The organism is Micromonospora sp. WMMD812 (assembly GCF_027497215.1).
Classification (GTDB): Bacteria; Actinomycetota; Actinomycetes; order Mycobacteriales; family Micromonosporaceae; genus Micromonospora.
The window spans coordinates 376,312-395,360 of the sequence record NZ_CP114904.1 but is presented as its reverse complement, the minus strand read 5'-3'; the positions used below and the strand labels follow the sequence as shown (position 1 = coordinate 395,360).

At 74.2% G+C, this 19,049-nt stretch carries 18 protein-coding genes; 12 read left to right on the top strand and 6 right to left on the bottom strand.

What is annotated here, in order from left to right:
• The first annotated feature begins 93 nt into the window (after nt 1-93).
• Complete coding sequence (locus tag O7603_RS01735) at nt 94-771, top strand: TMEM175 family protein (protein WP_281573899.1); 678 nt, start codon at nt 94-96, stop codon at nt 769-771.
• A 161-nt stretch (nt 772-932) separates the two neighbouring features.
• Complete coding sequence (locus tag O7603_RS01730; RefSeq protein WP_281573898.1) at nt 933-2,168, top strand: family 16 glycosylhydrolase; 1,236 nt, start codon at nt 933-935, stop codon at nt 2,166-2,168.
• Nucleotides 2,169-2,207: 39 nt separating this feature from the next.
• On the opposite strand, the gene O7603_RS01725 is transcribed toward O7603_RS01730, so the two are convergent.
• Nucleotides 2,208-2,840: a nucleotidyltransferase family protein gene (locus tag O7603_RS01725; RefSeq protein WP_281573897.1), complete on the bottom strand. Its 633-nt coding sequence runs from the start codon at nt 2,838-2,840 to the stop codon at nt 2,208-2,210.
• Between the two features lie 126 nt (nt 2,841-2,966).
• On the opposite strand from O7603_RS01725, the gene O7603_RS01720 reads away from it, so the two are divergent.
• The 7 genes from O7603_RS01720 (at nt 2,967) to O7603_RS01690 (ending at nt 9,203) form a co-directional block, all read left to right on the top strand.
• The gene (locus O7603_RS01720; RefSeq protein WP_281576574.1) at nt 2,967-3,464 is read left to right on the top strand and encodes a 2Fe-2S iron-sulfur cluster-binding protein; all 498 of its coding nucleotides are present in this window, start codon (nt 2,967-2,969) and stop codon (nt 3,462-3,464) included.
• Nucleotides 3,461-4,450 (top strand): xanthine dehydrogenase family protein subunit M, encoded by a 990-nt coding sequence (locus O7603_RS01715; protein ID WP_281573896.1) that lies wholly within the window; start codon nt 3,461-3,463, stop codon nt 4,448-4,450. The genes O7603_RS01720 and O7603_RS01715 overlap by 4 nt, the downstream gene beginning before the upstream one ends.
• Nucleotides 4,447-6,543, top strand: a complete 2,097-nt coding sequence (locus tag O7603_RS01710) for a xanthine dehydrogenase family protein molybdopterin-binding subunit (RefSeq protein WP_281573895.1) — start codon at nt 4,447-4,449, stop codon at nt 6,541-6,543. Before O7603_RS01715 ends, O7603_RS01710 begins: the two co-directional genes overlap by 4 nt.
• A gap of 27 nt (nt 6,544-6,570) precedes the next feature.
• Nucleotides 6,571-6,942, top strand: coding sequence for a metalloregulator ArsR/SmtB family transcription factor (locus O7603_RS01705; protein WP_281573894.1), 372 nt, complete (start codon nt 6,571-6,573; stop codon nt 6,940-6,942).
• Nucleotides 6,939-7,580: an SRPBCC family protein gene (locus O7603_RS01700; protein ID WP_281573893.1), complete on the top strand. Its 642-nt coding sequence runs from the start codon at nt 6,939-6,941 to the stop codon at nt 7,578-7,580. Before O7603_RS01705 ends, O7603_RS01700 begins: the two co-directional genes overlap by 4 nt.
• 236 nt (nt 7,581-7,816) lie before the next feature.
• Entirely contained in the window at nt 7,817-8,476 is a 660-nt protein-coding gene (locus O7603_RS01695) for a hypothetical protein (protein WP_281573892.1), read from the top strand.
• 211 nt (nt 8,477-8,687) lie between these two features.
• Nucleotides 8,688-9,203, top strand: coding sequence for an NUDIX domain-containing protein (locus tag O7603_RS01690; protein WP_281573891.1), 516 nt, complete (start codon nt 8,688-8,690; stop codon nt 9,201-9,203).
• Between the two features lie 121 nt (nt 9,204-9,324).
• On the opposite strand, the gene O7603_RS01685 is transcribed toward O7603_RS01690, so the two are convergent.
• From O7603_RS01685 to O7603_RS01675, 3 genes are all read right to left on the bottom strand, one after another.
• A complete protein-coding gene (locus O7603_RS01685; protein ID WP_281573890.1) occupies nt 9,325-10,374 on the bottom strand; it encodes an aldo/keto reductase in 1,050 nt (349 codons plus the stop codon).
• An 85-nt stretch (nt 10,375-10,459) separates the two neighbouring features.
• Complete coding sequence (locus tag O7603_RS01680) at nt 10,460-11,917, bottom strand: ATP-binding protein (RefSeq protein ID WP_281573889.1); 1,458 nt, start codon at nt 11,915-11,917, stop codon at nt 10,460-10,462.
• Nucleotides 11,914-13,581 carry an FAD-dependent oxidoreductase gene (locus O7603_RS01675; protein WP_281573888.1) on the bottom strand — a complete coding sequence of 556 codons (1,668 nt, stop codon included), beginning with the start codon at nt 13,579-13,581 and terminating at the stop codon, nt 11,914-11,916. Before O7603_RS01675 ends, O7603_RS01680 begins: the two co-directional genes overlap by 4 nt.
• Before the next feature lie 154 nt (nt 13,582-13,735).
• On the opposite strand from O7603_RS01675, the gene O7603_RS01670 reads away from it, so the two are divergent.
• Nucleotides 13,736-15,967 (top strand): hypothetical protein, encoded by a 2,232-nt coding sequence (locus tag O7603_RS01670; protein ID WP_281573887.1) that lies wholly within the window; start codon nt 13,736-13,738, stop codon nt 15,965-15,967.
• A 79-nt stretch (nt 15,968-16,046) separates the two neighbouring features.
• On the opposite strand, the gene O7603_RS01665 is transcribed toward O7603_RS01670, so the two are convergent.
• The gene (locus O7603_RS01665; RefSeq protein ID WP_281573886.1) at nt 16,047-16,463 is read right to left on the bottom strand and encodes a RidA family protein; all 417 of its coding nucleotides are present in this window, start codon (nt 16,461-16,463) and stop codon (nt 16,047-16,049) included.
• Nucleotides 16,460-17,299, bottom strand: coding sequence for an NAD(P)-dependent oxidoreductase (locus tag O7603_RS01660; protein WP_281573885.1), 840 nt, complete (start codon nt 17,297-17,299; stop codon nt 16,460-16,462). Before O7603_RS01660 ends, O7603_RS01665 begins: the two co-directional genes overlap by 4 nt.
• 94 nt (nt 17,300-17,393) lie before the next feature.
• Here O7603_RS01660 and O7603_RS01655 point away from each other — a divergent pair, with 94 nt between their 5' ends.
• Together O7603_RS01655 and smpB are read left to right on the top strand one after the other, a co-directional pair.
• The gene (locus O7603_RS01655; protein WP_281573884.1) at nt 17,394-18,317 is read left to right on the top strand and encodes a LysR family transcriptional regulator; all 924 of its coding nucleotides are present in this window, start codon (nt 17,394-17,396) and stop codon (nt 18,315-18,317) included.
• Nucleotides 18,314-18,802: an SsrA-binding protein SmpB gene (smpB, locus tag O7603_RS01650; RefSeq protein ID WP_281573883.1), complete on the top strand. Its 489-nt coding sequence runs from the start codon at nt 18,314-18,316 to the stop codon at nt 18,800-18,802. The genes O7603_RS01655 and smpB overlap by 4 nt, the downstream gene beginning before the upstream one ends.
• The last annotated feature ends 247 nt before the right edge of the window (nt 18,803-19,049 follow it).

The following is a 19,049-nucleotide window of genomic DNA, read 5'->3' as shown; positions in this document are numbered from 1 at the left end:
ACCTCGGTCCCGTCGGTCGTCCGAGGCACTGTAACGGCCCGGGCGTCGAGGAACGCGGTCTCGTCGACCGGGCCGGACCGGTAGCCTGCGGCAATGGCCGCAGGAGCAGAGGAGACCGGCCCGGCCCGGGTGTCGGAGACGGACCGGATCAAGGCGTTCAGCGACGGGGTCTTCGCGATCGTCATCACCCTCCTGGTGCTCGAACTGCGGGTGCCGGAGTACCACAAGGGCGGGCTCCTGGAAGGGCTGCGCCACGAGGGCGCGTCGTACCTGGCCTTCGCGGTGTCGTTCGCCTACATCGGAGTGATCTGGCTCAACCACCACGCGCTGCTGCGCCTGATCCGCGGCACCGCCCTGGCGCTCAACTGGATCAACCTGGCCATCCTCTTCGGTGCGGTGATCATCCCGTTCCCCACGGCGGTGCTCGCCTCCGCCTTCACCCACGGCGACGCGGCCGACCAGCGGGCCGCGGTCGCGCTCTACGCGCTGGCCGCGGCGCTGATGTCCGCGCCGTGGCTGGCGTTCTTCGCCTACCTGCACCGCCACCCCGCGTTGCGGGCCGCCGAGGTCGACCCGGACCACGTCCGGGCCCAACGGGCCCGCCCGCTCACCGGCCTCGTTCTCTACGGGCTGAGCGGGCTGCTCGGCTGGTTCGTCAACCCCGTGCTCGGGCTGATCCTCATCATCGTCATGATCGCCTACCACGCGGTCACCAGCGAGGGCCTGCGCGCCGGGCCGCTCGGGCGACTCTGGGGCCGCCGGCGAGGCTGACCGTCACGGATCCGCACCGGAGAGCGCTCTCTTGACACTGTCGAAATCTGTGAATATTGTTACACATCAATTTCGCCGGTTTCCTCACAGTTATCGTCCCAGCGCCCGTGCGCCGGGCGGGCCGAGGGGCCGGGACATCCGAGACCGCAGGGAGGCTTCCCGTGCGCAGCATTCGTGCGATCGCCGCGCTCGCCCTCGCCGGCGTGGGGCTCAGCGTCGCGCTCACCGCGACCACCGCGGCCCCCGCCGCGGCGGCGCCCGGCGCGGTGACCTGGTCCGACGACTTCAACGGCGCCGCCGGCACGCCGCCGGACCCCAGCAAGTGGCGGTACGACATCGGCGGCGGCGGCTGGGGCAACAACGAGCTGCAGTACTACACCAACAGCACCCGCAACGCGGCGCTGGACGGCAACGGCAACCTGGTCATCACCGCCCGCCGGGAGAACCCCAACAACTTCTCCTGCTGGTACGGCAGCTGCCAGTACACGTCCGCCCGGCTGCTGACCGCCGGCACCTTCACCCAGACGTACGGGCGGTTCGAGGCCCGGATCAAGATCCCCCGCGGGCAGGGGCTCTGGCCCGCGTTCTGGATGCTCGGCAACGACATCTCGACCAACCCGTGGCCGGCCAGCGGCGAGATCGACATCATGGAGAACGTCGGGTTCGAGCCGTCCACCGTGCACGGCACGCTGCACGGCCCCGGCTACTCCGGCGGCAACGCGGTGACCGGTCAGACCTCCCTGCCGGGCGGCCAGGCGCTCGCCGACGCCTTCCACACCTACACGGTCGACTGGGCGCCGGACTCGGTCACCTGGTACCTCGACGGCGTGCAGTACTCCCGCAAGACCCCGGCCGACCTCCGCGGCAACCGGTGGGTCTTCGACCACCCGTTCTTCATGATCATGAATGTGGCGGTCGGCGGGAACTGGCCCGGCTCGCCCAACGCCAGCACCGTCTTCCCGCAGACCATGGTGATCGACTACGTGCGGGTGCAGGCCTGGGACACCGGCGGAGGCGGCGGGGGCGCGCCGATCGTCGGCTACGGCAACAAGTGCGTGGACGTGGCCGGCGCGAGCACGGCCAACGGGACCGCAGTGCAGCTGTGGACCTGCAACGGCACCGGCGCGCAGCGCTGGACCTGGGCCGGTGACGGTTCGGTGCGGGCGCTCGGCAAGTGCCTCGACGTCACCAGCGGCGGGACCGCCAACGGGACCAAGGTCCAGCTCTGGGACTGCAACGGCAGCGGCGCGCAGCGCTGGGTGTTCAGCGCCGCCGGGGACATCGTCAACCCGCAGGCGAACAAGTGCCTCGACGCGACCGGGGTGAGCTCGGCCGACGGCACCCGCCTGCAGATCTGGGACTGCACCGGCGCCGCCAACCAGAAGTGGCGCCGCTGACCCCATCCCGCCGTCGATCATGCAGTTGTGGTGCCCGGATCAGCCGCTCGCGCGGCGCTCGTGAGGCATCACAACTGCATGATCGGCGCTGAGGGCGGCGGCCCGGGTCAGGTCGGAAGGGGTGTCGGCGTCGAGCGGGTCGCCGACGCCGTCACACGGCACCCGGACGACCAGGTCGGGGCGGGCGCGCAGCAGGTCGCGGGCGCCGCGGTCGCCGGTCGCGTAGCGGTCGAGCAGGGGCCAGGTGGTCCGGCCCAGCAGCACCGGATGCCCGGGCCGGCCGGCATAGGTGGCGGTGGCGACGACCGCGCCGGCGGCGTGCGCGGCCCGGACCCGGCGCACCGCCGCCGGGGTGAGCAGCGGCTGGTCGACGAGCACGACCACCGCGGCGGCCACCGGCTCGGGCATCGAGGCCAGACCGCGGCGCAGGGACAGGCCCATCCCCTGCCGCCAATCGGGGTTCCGGACCAGCTCCGCGTCGGGCAGCGCGGGCAGGTCGTCGGCCCCGGCGCCCACCACGACGTGCACCGGCGCGCAGCCGCCGGCACGCAGCAGCCGGACCGCGCGCCGGACGAGCGGTTCGCCGTCGAACTCGACGAGCGCCTTGGGGCGGCCGAACCGGCGTCCGGCCCCGGCCGCGAGCACCAGCCCCGCCACGCTCTCGTCCCGCACGGGGCCGTCCCCCTCCCGGGAGCGTCTCGCCAGATTTCTTCGTATTCGTACCGATAAAGCTACTATGAGCCCGTGCAGCAGGGGACGGGGAGCGCCACGACGGCGGACGACCAGTGGTCGTCCCGGGTGGCCGTGACCGTCAACGGCACACGTCGGGACCTGACCCTCGACAACCGGACCACCCTGCTCGACGCCCTGCGCGAGCACCTGGGCCTGGTCGGCGCGAAGAAGGGCTGCGACCACGGCCAGTGCGGCTCCTGCACGGTGCTGCTGGACGGCCGGCGGGTGAAGAGCTGTCTGATCTTCGCGGTCACCCTGGACGACCGCACGGTGGTCACCGTGGAAGGGCTGGCCGGGCCGGACGGGCTCTCCCCGCTGCAGGAGGCGTTCATCGCGCAGGACGCCTTCCAGTGCGGCTACTGCACCCCCGGGCAGCTCTGCTCGGCGCGCGGGATGCTCGACGAGGTCGCCGCGAACTGGCCCAGCGTGGTCACCGACGACCTCAGCGGGCCGGTCGACCTGACCGACGCGGAGATCCGCGAGCGGATGAGCGGCAACCTGTGCCGCTGCGCGGCGTACCCGCACATCGTCGCGGCGGTCCGCGAGGCGGCGGGTTCCCGGTGAGAGCGTTCCGGTACCGCCGACCGGCCGACGTCGCCGAGGCCGTCGCGCTGCTCGGCGCGGATCCGGAGGCGGCCTACCTGGCGGGCGGGACCAATCTCGTCGACCTCATGAAGCTCGGTGTGCAGCGGCCCGACCTGCTGGTCGACGTGACGCGGTTGCCGCTCGACGCGATCGAGCCGCTGCCGGAGGGCGGGTTGCGGGTCGGCGCCACCGTCCGCAACAGCGACCTCGCCGCGCACCCGGTGGTGCGGCGGGACTACCCGGCGCTCGCCCGCGCGCTGCTCGCCGCCGCCTCCGGCCAGCTGCGCAACCTGGCCACCACCGGCGGCAACCTGTTGCAGCGCACCCGGTGCGTCTACTTCCAGGACACCGGCAGGGCGTGCAACAAACGGGAGCCCGGCAGCGGGTGCGCGGCCCGGCACGGGCAGAACCGCGACCTGGCCATCCTGGACTGGTCCGAGCAGTGCGTCGCCACCCACCCGTCGGACCTGGCGGTCGCGCTGGCGGCACTGGACGCGGTCGTCGAGTTCGCCGAGGTCGACGGCCCGCGCGAGGTGCCGGTCACCGAGCTGCACCGGTCGCCGGGCGAGTACCCGGAGCGGGAGACCACGCTTCCCCGGGGCGCGCTGATCACCGCCGTCCGGCTTCCCCCGCTGCCCGCCGCGCGCCGGTCGACGTACCTCAAGGTGCGGGACCGGGCCTCCTTCGCCTTCGCGGTCGGTTCCGTGGCCGCGGCGCTCGACCTGGACGCCGGTGTGGTGCGCGACGTCCGCCTGGCGTACGGGGCGGTGGCGCACCGGCCGTGGCGGGCCCGCCGGGCCGAGGCCGAGCTGCGCGGCCGGCCGTTCACCCCGGAGCTGGCGGCACGGGCCGCCGACGCCGAACTGGAGGCGGCCCGCCCGTTGCCGCACAACGGGTTCAAGGTGCCACTGGTCCGCGCCATCACGGTGCGCGCCCTGACCGAGCTGGCCGAGGCGGGGGCATGAGCACCGGCGCCGTGGGCCGGCCACATTCCCGGCTGGAGGGCCGGGAGAAGGTGACCGGCGCCGCGCGGTACGCCGTCGAGTACCCGCTGGACGACGTGACGTACGGCTGGGCCGTGCCGGCGGCGGCGGTACGCGGCCGGATCACCCGGATCGACCCGGACCCGGCGCTCGCGGCGCCGGGGGTGATCGCGGTGGTGCACCACGGCAACGCGCCCCGGGTCGCGCCGGACGTGGACGCGGAGCTGTACCTGCTCCAGGAGCCGACCGTGCACTACCGGGGCCAGCTGATCGCGGTGGTCGTGGCGGAGAGCATCGAGGCGGCCCGGGAGGGGGCCCGGCTGGTCCGGATCGACTACGACACCGAGCCGCACAGCACGGTGCTCACCGCCGACCACCCCGGCCTCTACCGGCCGGACAAGGTCAACCCGAACTACCCGACCGACACCGCAGAGGGGGACTTCGACGCCCGGTTCGCCGCCGCCGAGGTGCGGGTGGACGCCACCTACCGGACGCCGGCCTACCACAACAACCCGATGGAGCCGCACGCCACGACGGCGCAGTGGCGGGACGGCCACCTGCTAGTGCACGACTCGAACCAGGGCTCGACGCCGGTCCAGGCCGCGCTGTCCGAGCTGTTCCGGATTCCCCGGGAGACGATCCGGGTGATCAACGAACACGTCGGCGGCGGGTTCGGCAGCAAGGGGTACCCGAAGGCCGCCGTGGTGCTCGCCGCGATGGCCGCCCAGCACGTGGGCCGGCCGGTGCGGCTCGCCCTGACCCGTCAGCAGCTGTTCGGGCCGGTCGGCTACCGCACCCCGACCATCCAACGCGTCCGGCTCGGCGCCGACGCCGACGGCCGCATCGCCGCGGTCTGTCACGACGCGATCAGCCAGACCTCGACGATCACGGAGTTCGCCGAGCAGACAGCGGTCTACACCCGCAGCATGTACGCCGGACCGCACCGGCGAACCACCCACCGACTGGTCCGGCTCGACGTGCCGACCCCGTTCTGGATGCGGGCGCCGGGCGAGTGTCCCGGCGCGTACGCCCTGGAGTCGGCCATGGACGAGCTCGCCGCCGCCTGCGGCGTCGACCCGGTCGAGCTGCGGATCCGCAACGATCCGGCGGTCGACCCGGACCAGGGGCACCCGTTCAGCAGCCGCAACCTCGTGGCCTGCCTCACCGAGGGGGCGCGCCGGTTCGGGTGGGCCGACCGCAATCCCCGGCCGTGCGCCCGACGCGACGGCCGATGGCTGATCGGCACCGGCGTGGCCGGCTCCAGCTATCCGGCGCGGGCACGGGCCTCCGCCGCCACGGCCACCGCCCTGCCGGACGGCGGCTACCTGGTCCGGATCAACGCGGCGGACATCGGCACCGGGGCCCGGACCGCCCTGTGGCAGGTGGCCGCGGACGCCCTGGACGTCCCGCCGGAGCGGGTCCGGATCCGCGTCGGCGACAGCGACCTGCCACCGGCCGGCGTCGCGGGCGGCTCGATGGGGACCTCGTCGTGGAGCTGGGCGGTGGTCCGCGCCTGCCAGGCGCTGCGGGACCGGCTCGCGCACCACTCCGGCGAACTGCCGGCCAAGGGGCTCACCGTCGAGGCGAACACCGCCGACGAGATCCGCGCGCAACGGCCGATGGCGCGCTACTCCTACGGCGCCCAGTTCGCCGAGGTGCGGGTGGACGCGGACACCGGCGAGGTGCGGGTGAGCCGGCTGCTGGGGGTCTTCGCCGTCGGACAGGTGGTGAACCCGACCACGGCACGCAGCCAGCTCATCGGCGGCATGACGATGGGCATCTCGATGGCGCTGCACGAGGAGGGCCTGCTCGACGAGCGGTACGGCGACTGGGTCAACCACGACCTGGCCACGTACCACATCACCGGGTGCGCGGACGTCGAGCGGATCGAGGCGTACTGGGTGCCGGAGGAGGACCCCGACCTGAACCCGTGCGGCGTGAAGGGTCTCGGTGAGGTCGGCATCGTCGGCACGGCGGCCGCGATCGCCAACGCCGTCCGGCACGCGAGCGGCGTCCGGGTGCGCGACCTGCCGATTCGGCTCGACAAGCTGCTCGCCTCATCAGGTATCGCTTAATTAAGCTGAGGCTGATATAACTGTCGGGTGCACGCCTTCGATGTGCTGGGCGACCCGGTGCGGCGGCGGATCCTCGAACTGCTCGCCGAGGGCGAGACGACCGCCGGCGCGCTCAGCGCGGTGATCCAACGCGAGTTCGGGATCTCCCAGCCGGCCGTCTCCCAGCACCTCAAGGTGCTGCGGGACAACGGTTTCGCCACGGTCCGACCGGAGGGGACGCGGCGGCTCTACGCCGTCGATCCGCGTCCGCTGCGCGACGTCGACCAGTGGCTGGACCACTTCCGGCGGTTCTGGGCCCCGCCGTTGGCGGCGCTGGCCACCGAACTCGCCCGCGGCAAACGCGAACGGCGGCTGCGCGAGCAGGCCGTCGACCCCACCGAAGATCGAGGAGAACGATGATGGACGTGACCGAGCAGGTCAACGCCGTGCGGCGCCAGGTCGGCAGCCGCACGCTCGAGGCCGGCGAGGCCCGGGTGAGCACGATCAGCCAGACGTACGACGCGCCGCTGGAGGACGTCTGGGACGCCTGCACCAATGCCGAACGCATCCCCCGCTGGTTCATGCCGGTCTCCGGCGAGCTGCGACTGGGCGGCCGCTACGAACTGCAGGGGAACGCCAGCGGCGTCGTCGAGCGCTGCGACCCGCCCCACAGCTTCGCCGCCACCTGGGAGTTCGGTGGCGAGGTGAGCTGGATCGAGGTCCGGCTGACCCCCGTCGACGGCGACCGGACCCGCTTCGAACTCGACCACATCGCGCACGTCGACGACGACCGGTGGGCCCAGTTCGGCCCGGGCGCGGTCGGCGTCGGCTGGGACCTGGCCCTGCTCGGTCTGGCCTCGCACCTGGCTGCGGACGGCACCGGCATCTCGCCGGAGGAGGCCGAGGCCTGGTCCGTCTCGGAGGAGGGGCGACGGTTCGTCACGGCCTGCAGCGAGCTCTGGGGTGCGGCGAGCGTCGCCGCCGGCACCGACCCCGAGGCGGCCCGCGCCGCCGCCGATCGCACCACCGCCTTCTACACGGGCGTCCCGGCCACCTGACCCGCCACCGCCCGCCCGCACGAGCCCGCAGGGCCGCCCGCCCGCACGGGCCCGCCCGGCCGCCCGCCCGCGCGCCCGCGCGCCCGCAGTGATCCACTCCGTTGTGCCGACGTGGCGGTATCCCACACTCCCGGATACGGCCACGTCGGCGACCTGGCGTTTGCACCCGACGACGGCGGTTCAGCGGGCGAGAAACCGGGCGGCGTGGTGTCGGCGCCATCCGGCACACTCTCCCCGTGTCGCCACGATCCGACGCCGACCCTGCCGCCGGGCCGGCTCGCACCGCTGCCGAGATCCACGCCCACCTCCGGCAGCACGTCGACCACGCGCTGCGCCGGCCCGGAATGTACGGCGGCGAGGTGGCGCTGGTTCCGCTGTTCCACCTCCTGGCATTCGCCGAGGGCATCGACGGGGACTGGGAACGTGAACGCGAGGCGTGGCGGCGACGGGACGTCCTGCTGCCCACCGGGGTCAGCGGGGCGTTCGGGTACGTGCTACCCGACGGCGCGCGCGACCACTGCGCCGTCGCCTCGGTGTACGCCGAGTTCGCCCACCGGGTGGGCTGGCTGCCGTTGGACCGTCGGCTGGCCCGGGACGAGCACGACGATCTGGTGTCGTCGGTGCCGACCTGGGTCACGGAGGACCGGACCAGTGCCGACGTGGCCGCCCGGTTCGGCCCGCCGTCGGCACTGCTCGGCGGCTCCCACCCGAGTTTCCCGGAGACCCTGCTCTACGCGAGCGACGCGGACGTTCCGCCGACCGCCTTCCACCTGTGGAATTCCCCGGTCGACACCCCGTTCCCGCAGCCGGTGCTGCTGGCCGCCCGGATCGGCGGCGTGCTGTTCGACCGGGCGCTGCACTTCACGCCGGAGGGCCGGGCGCGGCGACCGCGGTGACCGGGAACCCGGCGGCCGGGCGCTGGGCACGCGGCGACCGCGCTGACCGGGCACGCCGCGGCCGGGCTGGCGGGCGCGAGGCGGCCGGGCTGACCGACCACGCCGCGCGGCCGGGCGGGTGGGCGCGCGACGGCCGGGCGGGTGGGCGCGCGGCGACCGCGCCGACCGGCCACGCGGCGGCCGGGCGGGCGCGCGGGTAACGTGCTGCGGCATGACCGGTGCGCCGTACTCCCACTGCTCGTTCTGCGGGGCCGCCTACCCGGCGGCGGCCGGTTGGCCGCGCGTCTGCCCGGGCTGCGGTCAGACCGTCTGGCGCAACCCGTTGCCGGTCGCGGTGGCGGTGCTGCCGGTCCGCACGACCGCCGGCCTCGGCGTGGTGGTGGTCCGCCGGGACATCGAACCGGCCCGGGGCCTGCTCGCCCTCCCCGGCGGCTTCATCGAGTACGGCGAGGAGTGGAACGAGGCGCTGGTCCGGGAACTCCGCGAGGAGACCGGTCTGCTCGCGGACGCGGCGGACGCGACCCTGTTCGCGGTGCACGGCGCGCCGGCCGGCGGCACGATGATGGTCTTCGGCGTGCTGCCTGAGGTGCGCACGGAGGACCTGCCGCCGTCGGCGCCCACCGAGGAGGCGACCGAATGGCTGGTGCTCACCGAGCCCACCGAGCTGGCCTTCGACACGCACACCCGGGTGCTGGCCGACTTCCTCGCCGCCCAACGGACCGGCTGACGACACCGACCGCACCGTCCGCACGTGATGGTCGTGCTGGACCGTGGAAGTAGTGGCCTCCAGACGAGGGGAGGCCACTACTTCACGGATCTGGCGCGACCATGTCCGCGATCCGGGGCGGTCAGGCCGCCGCGCGCTCGGCGGTCGGGCGTCGGCGCCGGGCCGGATCGGTCAACGCCGGCGGGCGCCAGGCGCCGTCCGGGGCGTACAGGTCGGTACCGGGCGGCACGATCTCGTCGATCCGGTCCAGGGTGGCGTCGTCCAGGGTCAGTGCGGCGCCGGCCAGCAGGCCGTCGAGCTGTTCCATGGTCCGCGGTCCGATGATCACGGAGGTGACCGCGGGGTGCGCGGCGGGGAACGCCACGGCCAGTTCGGGCAGCGTGTGGCCGAGCTGCCCGGCCAGCGCGAGCAGGTCCTCGACCGCCCGGTACTTGGCGGCGTTCCCCGGGATCGCCGGGTCGAAGCGGGCCGGCGTGAGGGCGGCGCGTCCGCTGCTCAGGTCGACGGGCTGGCCGTCGCGGAACCGTCCGGACAGGAAGCCCGAGGCGAGCGGGCTCCAGGTCAGCACGCCCATGCCGTACCGCTGGCTGACCGGGAGCACGTCGGCCTCGATGCCCCGGGCGAGCAGCGAGTACGGCGGCTGCTCGGTGCGGAACCGGCCGAGCGCCCGCCGCTCGGCGACGTGCTGCGCCTCGACGATCTCCTCCGCGGGGAAGGTCGAGCAGCCGAAGGCCCGGATGGTGCCGGCGCGGACGAGGTCGGTGAGGACGCCGAGGGTCTCCTCGACGTCGGTGGTGTGGTCCGGCCGGTGCACCTGGTAGAGGTCGATCCAGTCGGTGCCGAGCCGACGCAGGCTGTCCTCGACCGCGCGCATGATCCAGCGCCGCGAGTTGCCCCCTCGGTTGCGCCCCTCCCCCATCGGGAAGTGCACCTTGGTGGCGAGCACCACGTCGTCCCGTCGTCCGCGCAGCGCCTTCCCGACGATCACTTCCGACTCGCCGGCAGAGTACATGTCGGCGGTGTCGACAAGGTTGATCCCGCGGTCGAGGGCCGCGTGGATGATCCGGACGCACTCGTCGTGGTCGGGGTTTCCGACCGCGCCGAACATCATCGTGCCGAGCGCGTGGACGCTCACCTCGATGCCGGTGCCGCCGAGGACGCGGTAACGCATGGTTGTGCTCCCTGGTGTCGATCGCACGCCGGCGGCGGACCCGCCGGGCGTGCGCCTGACGCTAGGAGTTCGAGCGCACTGGAGGTCAAGGCGACGTGCGCGGGTCCGGCGTGGACGCTTCGTCGGCGGTCAGCGGCAGCAGCACCCGGAACGTGGTGCTGCCGGGCACGCTCTCCACCCGGATGTCGCCGTGGTGCTTGTGGACCACGATGCGGTACGAGATGTCCAGGCCGAGGCCGGTGCCGGTGCCGACCGGCTTGGTGGTGAAGAACGGCTCGAAGATGCGCGGGCGCACCTCCGGCGGGATCCCCGGACCGGTGTCGACGATCTCGACGACGATCTGGTCACCGTCCCGGCCGGTCCGGACGGTCAGCGTGCCCTTCTCCCCCATCGCGCCGAGCGCGTTGTCGATCAGGTTGGTCCAGACCTGGTTCAGCTCCGCCGCGTACGCCGGAACCGGCGGAAGGTCCCGGTCGTACTCCTTCACCAGCTTGACCCCGGCGGAGATCTTGGCCTTGAACATCACCAGCGTCGCGTCGAGCAGGTCGTGCACGTCGACCACCTGGAACGGCGCCCGGTCCAGCTGGGAGTACTGCTTGGCCGCGCCGACCAGGCCGGAGATCCGGGTGACCGCGTCGGCGATCTCCCGCATCAGCAGCTCCGTCTCGACGGTGTAGGTCAGCCAGCGGACGGCCGCCTCGAGGTCGGCCGGGCCGACCGACGCCTTCACCCGAGCCAGCCAGGGGATGTCCGCCCCGCCACCGACCAGCGTCGGCGCGAGGTCCCACGCTCCGCCCACGCCGTGCTCGTCCAACCAGTCGGTCAGGGCGTCCTCGGCGTCCGACGCGGCCAGCGGGCTCAGCTTCGGCGCCGCGGCCACCCGGGCGACCGCCTCCTCCTGCAACTCGACGAGGCTGTGCAGGCGGTGGCCGTCCAGCCGACCGTCGGCGATCATCGCGAGCTTGTGCCGCATGCCGGCCACCCGTTCGCGCAGCACGGAGGTGGCCCGGACCGCCGCGGCGGCCGGGTTGTTCAGCTCGTGGGTCAGCCCGGCGGAGAGCGAGCCGAGCGCCAGCAGGCGCTCCCGCTCGCCGACGATGGTCTGGCTGGTCCGCATGCCGATGAAGAGGCCCTCCAGCAGGTGCATCGCCATCGGGAACCAGGAGCGGACGGCCTCGGCGAAGCTCTCGGCCGGTAGCACGAAGAACTCCGAGTCGACGATCGCCCGTAGCGTGTTGCGGTAGAGCTGCTCGCTCTGCTCGTCCAGGTAGGCCTGGGTGGCCCCGCCGTACACGCCCCGCTGGTCGGTGCGGTTGACCTCCACCTCGTCGCCGTGCACCCGGCGGGTCATCGACACCGCGCCGCGGAGCAGGACGAAGAAGCACGTGGCCGCCTCGCCCTCGGCGTAGACGACGGTGCCGCCGGCGCGCTGCTCCACCCGGCCGTGCTCGGCCAGCCAGGCCAGCTGCTCGGCGTCGAGGGACTCGAAGAGGAAGAGCGTGCGCAGCTCGTCCGGGGGGAGCCGGTCCGTCGGGGTGGTCACTGCGCCTCCAGGTAACGGTGCACCAGCGAGACGGCCATGGCGCCCTCGCCGACGGCGGACGCGACGCGCTTCACCGACTCGGCGCGGACGTCGCCGGCGGCGAAGACGCCCGGCAGGCTGGTCTCCAGGTGGTACGGGTCGCGCGACAGCGACCAGCCCGGTGGTCGCTGCCCACCGCTGACCAGGTCGGGACCCGTGACGATGAACCCGCGGGCGTCCCGCGTCAGCACCCCGTCCAACCACTCGGTACGCGGCTCCGCGCCGATGAAGATGAACAGCCACGAGGCGTCGACGGTGCGTTGCTCGCCGGTGCGCCCGTCGCAGAGCGTGAGCCGTTCCAGGTGGTCGCCACCCGCGCCGGCGACGACCTGGGTGTGCGGGTGCACGGTGATCCGGTCGATCCGCTCCAGCTGATCGATCAGGTACCGCGACATCGAGGCGGTGAGGTCCGCGCCCCGGATCAACAGGTGCACCCTGGCGGCGTATCGAGAGAAGTACACCGCCGCCTGCCCGGCGGAGTTCGCCCCGCCGACGATGTAGACGTCCTGCTCGGCGCAGCTCGGCGCCTCGGTGGCGGCGGAGCCGTAGAAGACGCCCCGGCCGGTGAAGTCGGCCAGCCCCGGAGCGTCGAGCACCCGGTAGGAGACGCCGGTGGCCAGCACCACGGTGTGCGCGGCGATCTGGGTGCCGTCGCCGAAGCGCAGCAGCCGGGCGCCGCCGGCCTCGGACAGGCCGACCACCTCCCGGGTGCTCAACAGCTCCGCGCCGAACTTCAACGCCTGCCGGCGGGCCCGGTCGGTGAGCTGGAGGCCGGACACGCCGTCGGGGAAGCCGAGGTAGTTCTCGATCCGGCTGCTCTGCCCGGCCTGACCGCCGGTGGCCCGGCGCTCCACCAGGACCGTGCGCAGTCCCTCGGACGCGCCGTACACCGCCGAGCCGAGGCCGGCCGGGCCGCCGCCGACCACCACCAGGTCGTAGAAGTCGGTGGTCGGTTCGACGGTGAGCCCGACCACGCCGGCCAGCTCGGCCGGCGTGGGGGCGACCAGCGTCTTGCCGTCGGCCGTCACCACCAGCGGCACGTCCGCCTCGGTGGCGCCGGCCGCGGCCAGCAGCCGGGCCCCCTCCGGGTCGTCGGTGAGCAGCCAGCGGTACGGGATGAGGTTGCGGGCGAGGAAGTCACGGACCTTGAACGAGGGGGCGGACCAGCGGTGCCCCACCACCCGGATCTCGGTCGGCTCCGCCTCCGGGGTGGCCGCCCAGGCCTCCAGCAGGGCGTCGACCACCGGGTAGAGCTTCTCCTCGGGCGGGTGCCAGGGCTTGAGCAGGTAGTGGTCGAGGTCCACCACGTTGATCGCCTCGATCGCGGCGTCCGTGTCGGCGTACGCCGTGAGCAGCACGCGCCGGGCGGCCGGGAAGAGGTCCATCGCCGCCTCGAGGAACTCGATCCCGGTCATCTCGGGCATCCGGTAGTCGGCCAGCAGCAGCGCCACCCGCTCACCGCGCAGTTTGATCTCACGCAGCGCGTCCAGCGCCTCCGGACCGGACCCGGCCCGCACGATCCGGTAGCGGTCGCCGTACCGGCGCCGGAGGTCGCGGGCCACCGCCCGGGAGACCACCGGGTCGTCGTCGATGGTCAGGATCACCGGGTTCGCCATGGCGCCCATGAAACCACCTCCACCACGACGGCCGCACCTTCCCCACCAGCGGGTGAGACTCACGGGAGGGCGCGGTTGGCTCGCGTCCTGGCGGGTAACCGGGGCCGGGCGCCGGCCCGGCCGAGCGACCCGTGTCGGGCTGCGCGGACACCTCGGGGGGCCGATGCCGGAGACGTCAGGGTCGTCGACCGGGCCCGCGCCGCCCGGCGCGGTCGTGGAGCTCCGGGTACACGGGGTCTCCGGGGCCACCGCCGAGCAGGTGCTGGACCGGCCGCACGCGCACCAGGTCGCCGGGGACGGCAGCGGCGGGTTCTACCGGCCCCGTCCCGGCTACCCGGACAGCGCCGGCCCGGACGGCGTCATCCCGGAGGCGTACCGCTGGAGCGACCTGCCGTCCGGAACCGCCGTGCGGACGTTGTCCCTGGTCTTCATGCTGCCGTTCATGCTCTGCAACGTGGCGGTCTGGATGCGCCCACGAAGCGCAGGCCGGCGCTGGGGGATGAAGGCGCTCTGCCGGGTGCTCGGGCTCACCCTGACCGCGCTCTACGTCCTGTCCATCGTCGGGGTCGCGCTGGACCTGATCGCCTGGCGCTGCATGGCCAGCCCGACCTGCCTCGCCGAACGGGAGTGGCTGTCGTGGCTGGGCGGGCGACCGGTGGGGCTCCGCCTCGCCGTGCTCTCCCTCGTCCCGGTGGCGGCCATCGGCGTGGTGTGGTGGCTCGGGGCGCGACCCGGCAAGCCGTTCGCCACGTTCCGCGCGCCTCCGCCCAGCCGTGACAACGCGCTCCAGCTCGGCGCGATCGGCCAGTGGGACGCGGAGCCGTTCGTCGGCCGGCTGCGGTCGATCCACGTCGCGGCCGCGTTCGGGACGCTCGACGCGAGCCTGCTCGCCGCCCGCATCGGGTCGAGCCCCTCGGTGGTCACCATCGTGCTGGCGGTCCTGGTCGGGGCGATCCTGGTGGCCTGCCTGGCGGTGGTCTGCGCTCACCCGTTGATCGACCGCCCGGATGCGGGGCCGGGGGTGGACCGGCTGATCCGAGGCCTGCGGACGGCCGCGGGCGCGACGACCGTGCTGGTCGCCGCCGTCGTCGTGTTCGACTCGGCGCCGTGGCCCGAGCACCACGGCCTGCCCCGGTACGGGGCGACGGTGGCCGGCATCTTCGTCGCCCAGACCGCGCTGCTGGCCGCCATCGCGTTCTCCGTGCTGCGCCAGCCGGGTCCGCGGCGGCGGCCATTGCGCGGGCGGGGCGCGGCGACGGTCGCGGCCGTCTCCACCGGGCTGGCGGTGGCGTTCTCGTCCGAGCTGGTCTACCGGTTCGCCGACATGCTCGACCGGCATGCGCCCACCGCGGAGCGGATCATGACCAGCCCCCCACTGGCGTACAAGTGGGCGATCTTCGGATTCGTTGTGGCGGTGGCCACCACCCTGGCGTCCGCCGGGTTGGTCACCCTCATCTCCCGTCCGGCGCGCCTACGCGCCGGCGCCGAGATCGCGGCCCGCGACTTCCCGGACGCGCCGCCCGAGGCCGCGCCACGGCTGCGGCAGGTCCAGCGGACCATCGCCCGGGCCCGGTTCACCGACCGGCTCGAGTCGCTCACCGTGGTGTACGCGACGCTCGTCGCACTGGGTCTGGCGACCAGCGTCTTCGGGCTGATGGGGCACTACCCGGCCGACGTGGTCAACCGCCTGCTCGGGATACCGGGCGACCTGGTGAACTTCTTCATCGGCGTGGGCAGCTACGTGATCGCGGCACTCCTGCTCGCCCTGCTGATCGGCGGCATCTTCGCCTACCGGACCGCCGAGTTCCGCCGGTACGTCGGCGTGGTCTGGGACTTGGGCACGTTCTGGCCCCGCGCCGCCCACCCCTTCGCGCCGGCGTGCTACGCCGAGCGGGCGGTGCCCGAGTTGACCCGGCGGATCACCTACCTGGTCGGGCGGGGCGACGCCGTCGTGCTGTCCGGGCACAGCCACGGCTCGGTGTTGCTCGCGGCGACCGTGCTACAGCTGCCGGACGGGGTGAGCGACCGCGTCGCCCTGCTCACCTACGGCACCCCGCTCCGCCGGCTCTACGCCCGGCTCTTTCCCGCGTACGTCGACGAGGAGATCCTCCGTGAGGTGGGCCGGCGGGTCGGCTGGCGGTGGATCAACCTGTGGCGGGACACCGACCACATCGGCGGCTGGTTGTTCGCCCCGCACCGCCCCGGGGATCCGACCGCGCCGGACGATCCGGCGGCGGCGGTCGACCGGCGGATGATCGACCCGAGCGACGTGGTGCCGCCACCGAGCGACGTCGTGCCGCCGCCGATTCACGGCCACTGGCCGTGCGAGTCGGACGAGCGGTTCGAGGACGCGATCCGCGAGCTGGCCGGCCGGCTCCGCGCCGGCGGCGGCTGATCGAGCCGCGCCGGCGCGCCCCGTCCGCCGCGGGCTGACGGATTCACCGGGGCGGGTGCCGCGCCGGCGCGGTCGCCGGTCAGCGTGGCCTGGCCGGCACTGCGGCGGTGACCTCCACCTCGATCACCGCGCCGGGCAGGAACAGGCGGCTCACCTCGACCGTGGTGCTGGCCGGCGGCAGGGCGCCGGTGAAGAGCCGGCGACGGACGGCGGCGTAGCCGGGCAGGTCGTCGAGGTCGGTGAGGAAGCTGCGGATGTGCAGCACGTCGGCCAGGCCGGCGCCGTGCGCGGCGAGCAGCCCGGCGACGATCTCGAAGATCCGCTCGGACTGTGCGACGACCTCGCCCGGCGCGACCAGCCGACCGGCGTCGTCCACACCGACCTGCCCGGCGAGGACCAGCAGCGCGCCGCCGGCCAGGTCGACGCGGGCCACGTGGGCGAACCGGTCCCCAAAGGGCGCGGCGACAGAGTCCGGGTTGTCGAGGGTCAGCTTCACAGGTGCTCCAGGGTGCTGAGGAGGGCAGGGGTCGTGAGGGTGGCGATGTCGGCGGCCGGGTCGGGCGCGGCGGCCAGTGCCGCCTGGGCCGCCCGGACCAGTGGAACGGCCGTCCCGGCCAGGTCGCCGAGGACGAGGCCGAGGTCCTTGCCGGCGAGAGCGATCGGAAAGTCGGCGTCGACGGCGGTGGCCCGGGCGACCGCGGCGCCGAGCGGTCCCTCACGGAGCAGGTCGAGCGCCGCCTCCCGGCCCACCCCGGCGGCGCGGGCCACGGACAACGCGTCGGCGACACCGGCGACCCCGACCAGCAGGGCGGTGTTGAGCACCAGCTTGGCCGCCGCGCCGGCGCCGGTGGGCCCCAGATGGCGTACGGTGCCGAGCGCGGCGAGCACCGGGCCCACCCGCTCGACGGCCGCGGCCGGGCCGCCGGCGAGGATCCGGAGCCGACCGGCCGCCGCGGCGTCGACGCTCCCGCCGACCGGCGCGTCGACCAGGTGCACGTCGTCGGGCAGCCGGCGGGCGAGGGCGCGCACGGCGTCCGGCCCGATGGTGGACATCTCGACGAGGCACGCGCCGGGGGGCAGGGCCGCCGCGGCGCCGTCGGACCCGAACAGGACGGTGTCGACGGCGGCGGGGTCGGTGAGCATCGTGACGGCCAGGTGGACGCCGCGGACGGCCTCCGCGGGTGTGGCGGCCACCCGGGCGCCGGCCCGACGCAGCGGCTCGGCGCGGGCGGCGGTGCGGTTCCAGACCGTGACCGGGTGGCCGGCGGCGAGCAGGCGGTGGGCGATCGGCGTGCCCATCCGGCCGGTGCCGAGTACGGCGATCTCTGTCATGCCGCCGACCGTAGGCGCCAGCAGCCGATGCGACCAGCGAATGTTGGGCATGGCGGCCATGCGTGCGCCGCATGACTCGGCGTAGGCTGATCCCGTGCAGATCGAGGCGCTCGACGTGTTGCGCACCGTCGTCCGGCACGGGTCGATCACCGCCGCCGCCCGGGAGCTGCGCTACACCCAGTCGGCGGTGTCCCGGCAGATCGCCGCGCTGGAAGCGGAATTCGGCGTGGTGCTCTTCGACCGGCTGCCCCGCGGCGTGACGCTGACCGACGAGGGCCGGCATCTCCTCCCGCACGTCGAGGCGGTGCTCGACCGCCTGACCAGCGCCCGCCGGGAGTTGGACGCGCTGCGCGGCCTGGGCGGCGGCCGGCTGCGGGTGGGCGCCTTCCCGACGGCCATGGCCGCGCTGGCGCCCCGGGCGCTGGCGGCGTACCGCGCCGCGTACCCCGCGGTCGCCCTGTCCCTGGTCGAAGGGCTGACCCCCGCCCTGCTGGAGCGACTGCTCGCCGGCGACGCCGACCTCGCCGTGGTCAGCGCCCCGCCGGACCAGCCCCTGGACGCCGACCGGTTCGCCCTGCACCACCTGCTGGACGAGCGCCTGCTGGTCGCGGTGCCCCGGCGGCACCCGCTCGCCGCGCGGGACAGGGTCCGCCTGGCCGAGCTGGCCGGGGACAGCTTCATCGCCGGGTCCAGGGACGCGGCGGACCCGTTCATGCGCGCCACGATGCCGCCGGGCTTCCGGCCCCGGATCGACATCGTCGCCGCCGACTGGACCGGCAAGCTGGGCTGCGTGGCCGCGGGCCTCGGCGTCGCGCTGGTGCCCGCGCTCGCCGTCCGGGCCACCCCGGCCGACCTCGCCCTGCTCCGGCTGCACGCCGACGACGCGCCGGCCCGGCGGGTGTACGCCGCCACGGTCGCCCACCGGCACCACTCCCCGTCGGTGGCCGCCCTGCTGCCCCTCCTGACCGACACGGCCGCCCAACTCCGACCCGGTCGCCGGATATCCTCGGGCGGGTGAGCTCCAGGCAGCCCGAGCGCCGGCTGATCGCGTCCAACAAGAGGGCGCGGCACGACTACACCGTGCTCAAGACGTACGAGGCCGGAATCGTGCTGATGGGCACCGAGGTCAAGTCGCTGCGAGAGGGGCGCGCGTCGCTGGCCGACGCGTTCGCCCAGGAGCGCGACGGCGAGATCATGCTGTACGGGCTGCACATCGCCGAGTACGGCTTCGGCACCTGGACCAACCACCAACCGCGGCGGACCCGCAAGCTGCTGCTGCACCGGGTCGAGATCGAACGGATCCTGGCGAAGACCCGGGAGGGCGGCATCACGCTCGTGCCGCTGTCGATGTACTTCGACAACGGGTGGGCCAAGGTCGAACTCGCGCTGGCCCAGGGCCGCCGGTCGTACGACAAGCGGCAGGCCCTCGCCGAACGGGACGCCAACCGGGAGATCGCCCGCGAGCTGGGCCGGCACCTCAAGGGCCGGCCCCGCCGCGGCTGACCCGGCCGTCCGCACCTCCGAGATCCTTCGATACCGCCCGCACCCGGCCCATTGGGGCGTCGAGCGATCTCGCCCGTCCGCGCCGGCCGCGCCCCTCCCGCGTCGAGCGACCTCGCCCGTCCGCGCCGGCCGCGCCCTTCCCGCGCCGAGCGATCTCGGCCCAACCGCGCCGGCCGCGCCCCTCCCGCGCCGACCGTCGGCGTGTCCGCAGTCGGCGCGCCGGTCCACTGTTGACCCCGCCCCGACC

Bases quoted from the DNA above. Each gene is read 5' to 3' on its own strand.
- O7603_RS01660 (WP_281573885.1), bottom strand. From the start codon at position 17,299: ATGACAGAGATCGCCGTACTCGGCACCGGCCGGATGGGCACGCCGATC.
- O7603_RS01690 (WP_281573891.1), top strand. From the start codon at position 8,688: ATGACCGGTGCGCCGTACTCCCACTGCTCGTTCTGCGGGGCCGCCTAC.
- O7603_RS01700 (WP_281573893.1), top strand. From the start codon at position 6,939: ATGATGGACGTGACCGAGCAGGTCAACGCCGTGCGGCGCCAGGTCGGC.
- O7603_RS01685 (WP_281573890.1), bottom strand. From the start codon at position 10,374: ATGCGTTACCGCGTCCTCGGCGGCACCGGCATCGAGGTGAGCGTCCAC.
- O7603_RS01675 (WP_281573888.1), bottom strand. From the start codon at position 13,581: ATGGGCGCCATGGCGAACCCGGTGATCCTGACCATCGACGACGACCCG.
- O7603_RS01670 (WP_281573887.1), top strand. From the start codon at position 13,736: ATGCCGGAGACGTCAGGGTCGTCGACCGGGCCCGCGCCGCCCGGCGCG.
- O7603_RS01735 (WP_281573899.1), top strand. From the start codon at position 94: ATGGCCGCAGGAGCAGAGGAGACCGGCCCGGCCCGGGTGTCGGAGACG.
- O7603_RS01710 (WP_281573895.1), top strand. From the start codon at position 4,447: ATGAGCACCGGCGCCGTGGGCCGGCCACATTCCCGGCTGGAGGGCCGG.